Source organism: Streptomyces odontotermitis, from assembly GCF_050510915.1.
Lineage (GTDB): Bacteria > Actinomycetota > Actinomycetes > Streptomycetales > Streptomycetaceae > Streptomyces.
Genome location: NZ_JBNJLS010000015.1, coordinates 100681 through 110212, shown reverse-complemented (window position 1 = coordinate 110212; position 9532 = coordinate 100681). Strand labels below are relative to the sequence as shown.

Annotated in this window: 10 protein-coding genes; 1 reads left to right on the top strand and 9 read right to left on the bottom strand. The window is 72.1% G+C overall.

Annotated elements, in window-relative coordinates; translation table 11 throughout:
* Nucleotides 1–53: 53 nt before the first annotated feature.
* The 8 genes from ACQB60_RS31980 to ACQB60_RS31945 form a co-directional block, all read right to left on the bottom strand.
* Nucleotides 54–1106: a FecCD family ABC transporter permease gene (locus ACQB60_RS31980; RefSeq protein ID WP_496929593.1), complete on the bottom strand. Its 1053-nt coding sequence runs from the start codon at nucleotides 1104–1106 to the stop codon at nucleotides 54–56.
* On the bottom strand, nucleotides 1103–2104 hold the full coding sequence (locus ACQB60_RS31975) for an ABC transporter substrate-binding protein (protein ID WP_496929592.1): 1002 nt from the start codon (nucleotides 2102–2104) through the stop codon (nucleotides 1103–1105). The genes ACQB60_RS31980 and ACQB60_RS31975 overlap by 4 nt, the downstream gene beginning before the upstream one ends.
* Before the next feature lie 93 nt (nucleotides 2105–2197).
* Nucleotides 2198–3046, bottom strand: coding sequence for a siderophore-interacting protein (locus ACQB60_RS31970; RefSeq protein WP_496929591.1), 849 nt, complete (start codon nucleotides 3044–3046; stop codon nucleotides 2198–2200).
* Nucleotides 3043–3288, bottom strand: a complete 246-nt coding sequence (locus ACQB60_RS31965) for a phosphopantetheine-binding protein (RefSeq protein ID WP_496929590.1) — start codon at nucleotides 3286–3288, stop codon at nucleotides 3043–3045. The genes ACQB60_RS31970 and ACQB60_RS31965 overlap by 4 nt, the downstream gene beginning before the upstream one ends.
* Nucleotides 3285–4007: an isochorismatase family protein gene (locus tag ACQB60_RS31960; protein WP_496929589.1), complete on the bottom strand. Its 723-nt coding sequence runs from the start codon at nucleotides 4005–4007 to the stop codon at nucleotides 3285–3287. Before ACQB60_RS31960 ends, ACQB60_RS31965 begins: the two co-directional genes overlap by 4 nt.
* Nucleotides 4004–5614, bottom strand: coding sequence for a (2,3-dihydroxybenzoyl)adenylate synthase (locus tag ACQB60_RS31955; RefSeq protein ID WP_496929588.1), 1611 nt, complete (start codon nucleotides 5612–5614; stop codon nucleotides 4004–4006). Before ACQB60_RS31955 ends, ACQB60_RS31960 begins: the two co-directional genes overlap by 4 nt.
* A 128-nt stretch (nucleotides 5615–5742) precedes the next feature.
* Entirely contained in the window at nucleotides 5743–6939 is a 1197-nt protein-coding gene (locus ACQB60_RS31950; RefSeq protein ID WP_496929587.1) for an isochorismate synthase, read from the bottom strand.
* Nucleotides 6940–7113: 174 nt separating this feature from the next.
* Nucleotides 7114–7905 (bottom strand): 2,3-dihydro-2,3-dihydroxybenzoate dehydrogenase, encoded by a 792-nt coding sequence (locus ACQB60_RS31945; RefSeq protein WP_496929586.1) that lies wholly within the window; start codon nucleotides 7903–7905, stop codon nucleotides 7114–7116.
* Between the two features lie 304 nt (nucleotides 7906–8209).
* Between ACQB60_RS31945 and ACQB60_RS31940 the strand changes: the two genes are divergently transcribed.
* Nucleotides 8210–8995, top strand: a complete 786-nt coding sequence (locus tag ACQB60_RS31940; protein ID WP_496929585.1) for an ArsR/SmtB family transcription factor — start codon at nucleotides 8210–8212, stop codon at nucleotides 8993–8995.
* 66 nt (nucleotides 8996–9061) lie between these two features.
* On the opposite strand, the gene ACQB60_RS31935 is transcribed toward ACQB60_RS31940, so the two are convergent.
* Nucleotides 9062–9433, bottom strand: a complete 372-nt coding sequence (locus tag ACQB60_RS31935) for a hypothetical protein (protein WP_496929584.1) — start codon at nucleotides 9431–9433, stop codon at nucleotides 9062–9064.
* Nucleotides 9434–9532 lie beyond the last annotated feature (99 nt).

Below are 9532 nucleotides of genomic sequence, written 5' to 3'. Positions count from 1 at the left end.
CACGAGGGCCACGGTGCGGCGTTCGACCCGCCATCCGATGAGTCCGAGCGCGCTCACAGTGCCCCCGCCCCGTAGCGGCGGACGGCCCAGATCAGCATGGGGCCGCCGAGGAACGCGGTGACGACGGCCACGGGCACCTCGCCGGTGGGGAGCAGCACGCGGGATCCCATGTCGGCGATGAGGAGCAGGATCGGGCCGAGCACCATCGTGTAGAGGATCAGCCACGGCACGGAGCCCGCGGCGGGTCTGCGCACGAGGTGCGGCACGATCAGGCCGACGAACAGGATCGGCCCGGCGACGGCGGTGGCCGCCCCGCTGAGCACGGTGATCAGTACGAGTGTCAGGGCCCGTACCCGGCCCACTCCCGCGCCCAGGGTGTGGGCCACGGTCTCGCCGAGCGCCAGGGCGTTGAGGGCCCGGCTCAGCAGCAGCGCACCGAGCAGGGCCACCCCGATGGCCGCCAACGGCAGGGCCAGCGGCGCCTGTTCGCGGGAGGCGAGGGACCCGACCGACCAGAACCGGTACGTGTCGAAGGTGTCCGGGAGCATCAGTCGCATGCCGAGCGCGACACCGTTGAGTATCGCCGTGAGGGCCACTCCGGTGAGTACGAGGCGCAGCGGCGAGCGGCGTCCGACTGCGGCGACCAGGAGCGCCGCGAGCACCGATCCGGTGACGGCCCAGCCCAGTTGGCCGGCCTGCCCGGCGGCGAGGCCGAGACCCGAGCCGACGGTGATGGCGAATCCGGCGCCCGCGGTGACCCCGAGGATGCCGGGCTCGGCCAGCGGGTTGCGGGCCAGGGTCTGGATCAGCGCGCCCGCCACGGCGAGGGCGGCGCCCACCGCGACGGCGAGGAGCACGCGGGGCGCCCGCACGTCGCGTACGACCACGTGGTCGTCGCTGCCCTGGTAGTCGAGCAGGGCGCGCACGACCTCGGTCGGCGACACCGAGCGGGCGCCGACGCCCATGCTGACCACGGCGACCGCCGCGAGCAGCACGAGCCCGCCGACCAGCAGGCCGATCCGCGGCACGGTCCGCCCCGGTGCGGCCTGCCCCGTTGTCGCCGCCTCGGTTGTCGCCGCCTCGGGCGTGCGGCCTGCGACGGTCACCGCTTCAGGAGCGGCGCGAACGCCTTGTCGATCGCGTCCAGGGTCTGCTGGGCCTGCCCGTAGGTCGCGGCCTCGGTGTAGCGGATCGGGAAGGTCTTCCCGGCCTTGACTGCGGGGAGGTTCTTCCACAGCTTCGAGTCCATGACGTACTTGACCGGCTCGGGGACGCTGCCGTCGGCGTTGACCGAGTACGTGATGGCGTCGGCCTTGCCGAGCGACTCGGGGAGCTCTTCGAGGGACGGGTACTCGCTGACGGCGCGCGAGCCGGGGCCCTTCTTCTTGACCTTGCCGTAGTACTTCGCGCCGACGTCTTCGGCGATGTTGGTGCCCCACGAGCGGCCGAACTCGCGCTGGAAGGTGCCCTTGGCGCTCTCGCCGTACGCGCCGACGTGGCCCATCTTGAGCTGGGGCAGCACGTTCTTGTACTTCTCGGCCAGCTTGCCGGCCTTGGCCTCGTAGGCGCTCTTGACGGAGTCGAACTGCTTGAGCGCGCCCGCGGCGTCGGCCTGGTGGCGGGACTGCTCGCGCCAGGCGGCCGGGACGGTCGGGCCGATCGCCACGACCGGGGCGATGGACTCCAGGCGCTTGACGTCGATGTCGCCGAGCGCCGGGGCGGGCACGCCGATGACGATGAGGTCGGGATCGGCCTCGGCGACGGCCTCGTAGTTGGTCTCGGTCGCCAGCTCGCCCGCCACCTTGGGGGTCTTCTTGTAGGTGGCGAGGTCCTTCTTGCTCATCATCGGCTCGCCGCGCTTCCACGACGAGATCCCGACCAGCGGCGCCTTCGCCTCGATCATGACGGGCACGGCATAGCCGGTGGCCACCACGCGCTGCGGGTCGGCCGGGATCTTGATCTTGCCGTTGTCCGCGGCGAAGACCCGGGTCTTCCCCTTCCCGTTCCCGGACGCGTCCGACCCGCCGTCGGACGAGCCGCATCCGGTCAGGGCGAGAGCCAGCGCGACGGCGCCGACGAGGCCCGAGGATCTGCGGAGGGACATGGGGTGCTCCTTGTTCGTGGTTCTCTTCGTGTACGGCGCGGTGGATATGGCTCCGCGTGTACGGGGGTCAGTGATCGTCATCGCGTACGAGAGTCAGTGGTCGTCGTCGAAGTCGGCGACGCCGCACTTCCAGTAGCCGGTGATGTCGTGGTCGGCCTTGTCCAGCCGCAGGTCGTCTCGGACCCAGCGGCGCAGCGGCTTGAGCTGTCCCGCCTCGCCCGCGGCCCACACGTAGACCCGCTCGTTCTCGGGCACGGTCACCGCGGTCACCGCCCGGGCGAACTCCTCGCCCGTGCCCGCCGGGCGCTCGCCGCGGTGCAGCCAGGTGACCTCGACGCCCTCGGGCGCGGACAGGTCGATCTCCTCGTCCGCGTCGGCGACTTCGATGAACGCCCAGCCCTTCGCGGTCCTGGGCAGTTCCTCCAGCCAGCGGGCGATCGCGGGCAGTGCCGTGAGGTCGCCCGCGAGCACGTACCGGTCGTAGGTGTGCGGGACGATCAGTCCGCCGGGCGGTCCCGCGACGTGCACGACGGCGCCGGGCTCGACCGCGCGCGCCCAGTCCGCGGCGAGGCCGCCGTCGTGCAGGGCGAAGTCGACGTCGATCTCGGCGGCGAGAGGGTCGTAGCGGCGCACCGTGTACTCGCGCGACGTGGGTGCGGGCCGCGGCCAGCGCAGCATCGTCCCGTTCGGCTCGGGCAGCCGCAGCGTGCCGTCCGGCTCCGGGAAGATCAGTTTCACGTGCTCGTCCGGGGCGTGCGCCTCGAACCCCTCGGCGCCGGGCCCGCCCAGCGTCACCCGCAGCAGCCCGGCCCCGACCATGACGGTGCGGACGACCTCGGTCTGCCGGACGTGGATCGGGTAGCCCACCTTCTCGGGCAGCCGTCCCGCGCGGACCTCCCTGATCCGTTCCAGGTGGCGGTGGCGGTGGTCGGCCGGACTCATGCCGCTTCTCCGGCCAACAGGGCGTTCCAGTGAGCCAGTTCGGGCCGCTCGGCCAGGTCGGGAAACTCCACGGCCGCCCCCGCGGAGCGCCACCGCTCGACGAGCGTCATGATCCTCAGGGAGTCCAGGCCCAGGTCGAGGAGGTTGTCCTCGGGCGCGATCTCGGCGGGGTCGCAGCCGAGCAGCTCGGCGATGTCGGCGCGGACGCGGTCGGGCGACAGGGTCGGGTTGGTCGGGGTCATCGGACGGCTCCTGCGGGGGTGGGCGCAGACGGGGCGGACGGGACGGACGGGTCGGACGAGGCCGACGGGACGGCGGACAGAGCGGTCAGCGCATCGGCGGTGGTGGTCACGGCGCCGCAGCGCTGGGCGACGTACGCGCACGCCTGGTCGTGGCGTTCGCGGGTGAAGTCGGCGACGGCGTCGGCCACCAGGAAGGGCTGGACGTCGCGCATGAACGCCTCGACCGCGGTGGTCTGGAGGCCGATGTGTGCGTACACGCCGGTGATGAGGAGCTGGTCGCGGCCGAGCGCGGCCAACTGCTCGGCGAACGTGCTGCGTTGGAAGGCGCTGTAGCGCCACTTGACGAGCACGGTGTCGCCCGGGGCCGGGGCGAGCTCCTCGACGATGTCGGCGGCCGCCGGGTCGGCGTCCATCACCGCTCCGATGCCCTCGCCCCAGAACTCGGTGAGCAGCCCCCGGTCCGCGGGGTCCTGTCTGCCGGGCTGCGCGGTGTAGAACACCGGGCAGCCTCGCTCGCGGGCGGTCTCGGCGAGGCGCGCGATGTTGGCACTCACCTCGGGCACCGGCGCTCCGGCGTACGGCGCCAGGAAGTAGCGCTGCATGTCGTGGACCAGCAGGGCCGTGCGGGCCGGGTCGGGCCGCCAGTCCACCCGCCCCGCGGGCAACTCGTCGGCCGCGGGCAGCGGATAGGGCCGGATCTCGGGCAGGGACACGCTCATCGCTCCTTCCGAGCGAGCGCGGCAAGGGCCGCCCTCAGCTCGCGTTTACTGGTCTTGCCGACACCGGTCGCCGGGAACTGCTCCACGACCTCGACCAGGTCCGGCACCTTGAACGCGGCCACCCCGCGCCCGCGCACGAACGCGCGCAGTTCCGGCCCGGTGGGCGAGGCGCCCGCCGCGGGCACGACGTAGGCGCAGGTCCGCTCGCCCAGGTAGGGGTCGGGTACTGCGACGACGGCGGCGTCGAGCACGCCCTGATGGGCCATCAGGTGGTTCTCGACCTCCTCGGCCGCGATCTTCTCGCCGCCCCGGTTGATCTGTTCCTTGGCGCGTCCCACGACCTCCAACTGGCCGCCGGGCGTGCGCCGTACGAGGTCGCCGGTGCGGTAGAAGCCGTCCGGGGTGAACGCGGTGGCGTTGTGCTCCTCGGCCCGGTAGTAGCCGCGGATCGTGTAGGGGCCGCGGGTCAGCAGGGCGCCGGTCTCCCCCGGCGCGACCTCCGCTCCGGTGTCCGGGTCGACGACGCGGATCTCGTCGTCGGCGGAGATGGGCCTGCCCTGCGTGCCGAGCACGATCTCCTCGGGGTCGTCCAGGCGCGTGTAGCAGACAAGACCTTCGGCCATCCCGAACACCTGCTGCAGCCGACAGCCGAGGGCGGGGCCGATCCGCTCGGCGAGCTCCCGCCCGCACTTGGCGCCGCCGACCAGCAGGACCTCCAGCGAGGAGAGATCGCGGTCGGTACGGGACGCGGCCTGCACCCAGGCGGCGGCCAGCGGCGGCACCACCCCGGTGACGGTGACGCGTTCGGCCTCGATCAGCCGGAACGCGGTGTCGGCGTCCGGCCGCGGCGCCATGACGGTGGCCGCTCCCGCGTGCAGTGCGCCGAGGACGCCCGGCGAGCTGAGCGGGTAGTTGTGCGACACGGGCAGCGTGGCCAGGTAGACGCTGTCCGGGCTGAGCCCGCAGATCCGGGCGCTCTCCCGGACGCTGTAGAGGTAGTCGTCGTGGGTGCGCGGGATCAGCTTGGGCAGCCCGGTGCTCCCGCCGGAGAGCTGCAGGAACGCCACGCCCTCCGGGTCGGGGTCGGGCAGCGGGCGCGGCGCCGTCGCGGCCAGGTCGTCGAACTCCGTCGACCCGACCACCAACACCCGCCGTACGGAGTCCACTTCGGCCGCGACGACGCGGGCGGTCGCGGCGTGGTCGTGCCGCTCGTGCTCCCCCACGGTGATGATCGCGGCGGCCTCGCTGTGCCGGGCGAAGTGCCGCAGCTCGCTGTCCCGGTGGGCGGGCAGCGCGAACACCGGCAGGACGCCCGCACGCCACATCCCGAACACCACCGGCAGGAACTCGGGGATGTTGGGCAGCTGCAGCACGACCCGGTCGCCGGGCGCGAGCCCGGAGTCGACGAGGCCCGCCGCGATACGGTGCGCCCGCTCGTCGAGTTGAGCGAAGGTCCACCGGACGTCCACCCCCCGGATGTCCGTGCCGACGACGGCGGTCCGGTCGGCGTACGCGGCTGCCAGCGAGGTGAGCAGCGCCCCGAAGGTCTGCCCGCGCCAGTGGCCCGCGGCGCGATAGCGCGCGGCGACTTCCGGCGGCCACGGCACGTGGACGTCCCGATCCGCTTGATCGGCCCGGCCCGCTCGGCCTGCTCGGCCCGCTCGGTCTGCTTGCTCTACTTGCTCTACTTGCTCTACTCGGTCTGCTTGATCCGCTTGATCTGCTTGGTACGCGCTCACGCCACGTCCTCCACACCGAGGGCACGCAGCAGCGTGCGGAACTTCGCGCCCGTCTCGGCCAGTTCGGCATCGGGGTCGGAGCCCGCGACGATCCCGGCTCCGGCGAACAGGCGCACCGTCCGGTCGCACACCTCGGCGCTGCGGATCGTCACCGCCCATTCGCCGTCCCCGTCGTGGCCGGTCCAGCCGACCATCCCCGCGTAGTAGCCGCGGCCCTCCGTCTCCAGCTCCGCGATGGCATCGCGGGCCCCGGCTGCGGGCACGCCGCACACGGCCGGTGTCGGGTGCAGCGCTTCGGCGAGACCGAGCGCCGAGCACAGAGGGTCGGCCGGGTCCGCGAGGCGTCCGGTGATCCGGGTGGACAGGTGCCACATCGTCGGCGTCCCGATGACCTCGGGCCGCGCGGGCACGTCCAGATCGACGCAGAACTTGCCCAGCACGTCGGCCACTTGGGCAGCGGTGTGGGCGTGCTCGCCGAGGTCCTTGGCGGAGTCGCGAAGGCGCGCGATCCGCTCGCGGTCGACGGCCTCGTCGCCCGACCGGGGCGCGGAGCCCGCCAGCGGGTTGGCCACGACGGTGGCGCCGCGCCGGGAGACGAGGAGTTCGGGACTGGCACCGACCACGGTGCGCGGGGCGGGGTCACCGGGCGCGGTGACGTCGACGGCGAAGGCATACGCGGCCGGGTCCGCCCTGACGAGGCGGGCGAGCAGCGCGGGCACCCACACCGGCGTGTCCGCGGTCGCCTCCAGACCGCGGGCCAGCACGACCTTGCTGAGCTCGCCGCGGTCGATCAACTCCAGTGCGCGGCGGACGCTTTCGGCATAACGTGCGGGCTCGGGGCGCGGCGTGACCTCCCACGCCGTCCCGGTCTCCGCGTCGGGGGCCCGCACGCCGACGGGGGCGTCGGCACGCCGCACCACGGAGGGCACCACCAGGCCATTCGCAGCCTCCGGGTGGAAGCCGACCGCCCCGGCGACGACGGGATCCGGCACCCCCGCCGTGGCCGCCGCGTCGAGCGCCTGGGCCGCGACCAGGGCCTGCGCCCCGCCCCCGGCCCGGACCCGGGCGTGAATGCCGTCGGCGAGCAACGTCCCTCGGGGTGAGGAGAAGTAGAACGAGCCGGGCAGGTAGGCGGCCAGCAGGTCGGCGGCCCTGTGCACGGGTCTCGGGCGCACCAGCGCGGGTATGGACACGTCGGACTTTCCTTTCTCAGGCGCTCAGTTGCGTCGCGGATGCACGGGCACGCGGGCGCGCGGGATCGCGGAATCGCAGGATCAGCCGCTCGGGGCGAGGAATCAGGAATGAGGAATCAGCGATCACAGGTCACGGATCGGTGATCGGTGATCGGGGCGGGCGGGGGTCGCGGCTCAGACGCGCAGGGTCGCGCCGCCGTCGACGAAGAGGTTCTGCATGGTGATGTGCCGGGCCCGGTCCGAGACCAGGAACATCACGGCGTCCGCGATGTCGGCCGGATCGGCGATGCGACCGAGGGGAATGCCCACCCGGAACTGCTCGGGGGCGCCCGCGATCACCCGTGCGAGGTCAGCCCCTTCCGTCTCGTCCGTCCACAGTTGACGCTGCATCGGGGTGTCGGTCGAGCCGGGCGAGACCACGTTGCACCGGATGCCGTGGCGGGCCACTTCGAGCCCGAGGCAGTGGGTGAGCATGGCGGTGGCGGCCTTGGACGCGGCGTATGCTCCCATGCCCGTGCGCGGCACGCCCGCGGCGTTGGAGGCGACGGTCACCAGGGAGCCGCTCCCCCGCGGCACCATCCGGCGGGCCAGTTCGCGCAGGACGACGAACGTGCCTGTGGTGTTGACGGAGAAGGTGTCCGACCAGTCCTCGTCGCTCGTCTCGCACAGGAGCCCCGGCCGCAGGATGCCCGCCACGGACACGCCGATGCCGATCGGCCCGATGTCGCGCTCGACGCGGTCGACGGCATCGGCGATCGCGGCGGCGTCCGCGACGTCGGCGACGAAGGGAGCGACGCGCCCCTCCGACCGCTCGGCGAGAGCGGCCAGACCGTCCGCGTCGACGTCGACGGCGGCGACGGTGACGCCCTCGCCGACCAGGCCGTCGACCACGGCCGCGCCGATCCCTCGGGCCGCACCGGTGACCAGGGCGACCGAGTCCGCGCCCCCCAGATTCCAAGCCGACATGCCGTCCCTTCCCCCGCTCTTTAAGGTAAGGCTAACCTAACTAGAGATTCCAGACGGGCGCAAGTGATCTCTGCGCGAGATGAGCTCGCGTCACATGACTGCGCGTCAAATGCCTTTGCGAGATGGGCCGTTACGCGCCGAGTTCGCTCGCCTTCCGCGATCGCCCCCGAACGGAGCGCGGCCGCACAACGTCTCGCACCACCGCCGGACGCGCCCTCCTGCCCCCCCAAGACCTCCGGGGTCGCTCTCCCGTTTGACATGCAACCCAATGGTTGCCAATCTGAAGATGAGAGGGGCGGATGGCATGGACGAGGTGTTCAAGGCCCTCGCGGATGCGAGTCGCAGGCAATTGCTGGACCGTCTGAACGAACGGAACGGCCAGAGCCTGCGGGAGCTGAGCGCGGGGCTGGAAATGAGCAGACAAGCAGTGTCCAAGCACCTGGCGGTGCTGGAGGGCGCGGGCTTGGTGACGACGGCCCGGCACGGCCGGGAAAGGATCCACTACCTCAATCCGGTGCCCATCCACGATGTCGCCGACCGCTGGATCGGCCGGTACGAGCGGGGCCGGATGGCCGCGCTCAGCAACCTGAAACACGCCTTGGAAGGAAGAGCGATGAGCAAGCCCGAGTACGTCTACACGATCTACATCGACACCACGCCCGACAAGCTCTGGGAGGGGCTGACCAGCCCGGAGTTCTTGAAGCAGTACCACGGCGGCTGGGCGCCCTCCTCCGACTGGAAGGTCGGCTCGAAGGTCCTGTGGCCGGTTGAGGACGGCGGCGAGCCGCAGGACCTCGGTCAGGTCGTCACAGAAGCGGAGCCCGGCAAGCGACTCGCCTACACCTGGCACACGCTGCAGCCGATGCACCAAGAGATGTTCGGCATGAGCGACGCGGAGTTCGCCGAGGCGGTGAAGGAGCGCTCGAAGGTCTCCTTCGACATCGAGCCGGCCGAGGACCCGGCACTCGGCCTGAAGCTGACCATCACCCATGACGGCTTCACCTCGGCCGACTCCAAGATGCTCGAGGGCGTCAGCGGCGGCTGGACCATGATGATGTCGCAGCTCAAGACGATCCTCGAGAAGGCGTGACTCCAGCGGGGACGACCGGCGACGAGGGTGGGGCTCGACCGCGGCCAGGCGCTCGCGGGCCCGCCCTCAGACCGGTATCTGCCCCAGGGTCAGGATCGCGGCGAGCAGCACGACGAGAAGGCCCGCTCCGATCCACCCCACCCGGAAACCGGCCCGCGGGAGGAACAGCCCCATCACGGTGCTCAAGGTGACGAGCGGGACCACGCGCCAGGCGAGAGTCATCAACGCCTCGTCGTAGCGCGGGTTGCGGACTCCGTCCTGGCATGTGTTGCACGAGATGGCGAGCAGCGGGCCGAGGCCGGCCACGAGCAGACCGAAGGCCGTGACCAGTACGGCGAGGAACGCCCGCCACACCCAGTCGCCCGGGGTCAGTCGAGGCGCCTCCCCCACGCCGGACAGCTCACGGTCCGGATCGCCACCCGCCACGGTGCTCTTCATGCCGAAGACGCTACGAGCCCCCAAGTGGGCCGCACATCCGCGTTCCTACTCACACGGAATTGCTGGACGTCGCGCCACCAGACGTGTGCGGAACGCCGC

Bases quoted from the DNA above. Each gene is read 5' to 3' on its own strand.
- ACQB60_RS31940 (WP_496929585.1), top strand. From the start codon at position 8,210: ATGGACGAGGTGTTCAAGGCCCTCGCGGATGCGAGTCGCAGGCAATTG.
- ACQB60_RS31970 (WP_496929591.1), bottom strand. From the start codon at position 3,046: ATGAGTCCGGCCGACCACCGCCACCGCCACCTGGAACGGATCAGGGAG.
- ACQB60_RS31935 (WP_496929584.1), bottom strand. From the start codon at position 9,433: ATGAAGAGCACCGTGGCGGGTGGCGATCCGGACCGTGAGCTGTCCGGC.
- ACQB60_RS31975 (WP_496929592.1), bottom strand. From the start codon at position 2,104: ATGTCCCTCCGCAGATCCTCGGGCCTCGTCGGCGCCGTCGCGCTGGCT.
- ACQB60_RS31965 (WP_496929590.1), bottom strand. From the start codon at position 3,288: ATGACCCCGACCAACCCGACCCTGTCGCCCGACCGCGTCCGCGCCGAC.
- ACQB60_RS31960 (WP_496929589.1), bottom strand. From the start codon at position 4,007: ATGAGCGTGTCCCTGCCCGAGATCCGGCCCTATCCGCTGCCCGCGGCC.
- ACQB60_RS31945 (WP_496929586.1), bottom strand. From the start codon at position 7,905: ATGTCGGCTTGGAATCTGGGGGGCGCGGACTCGGTCGCCCTGGTCACC.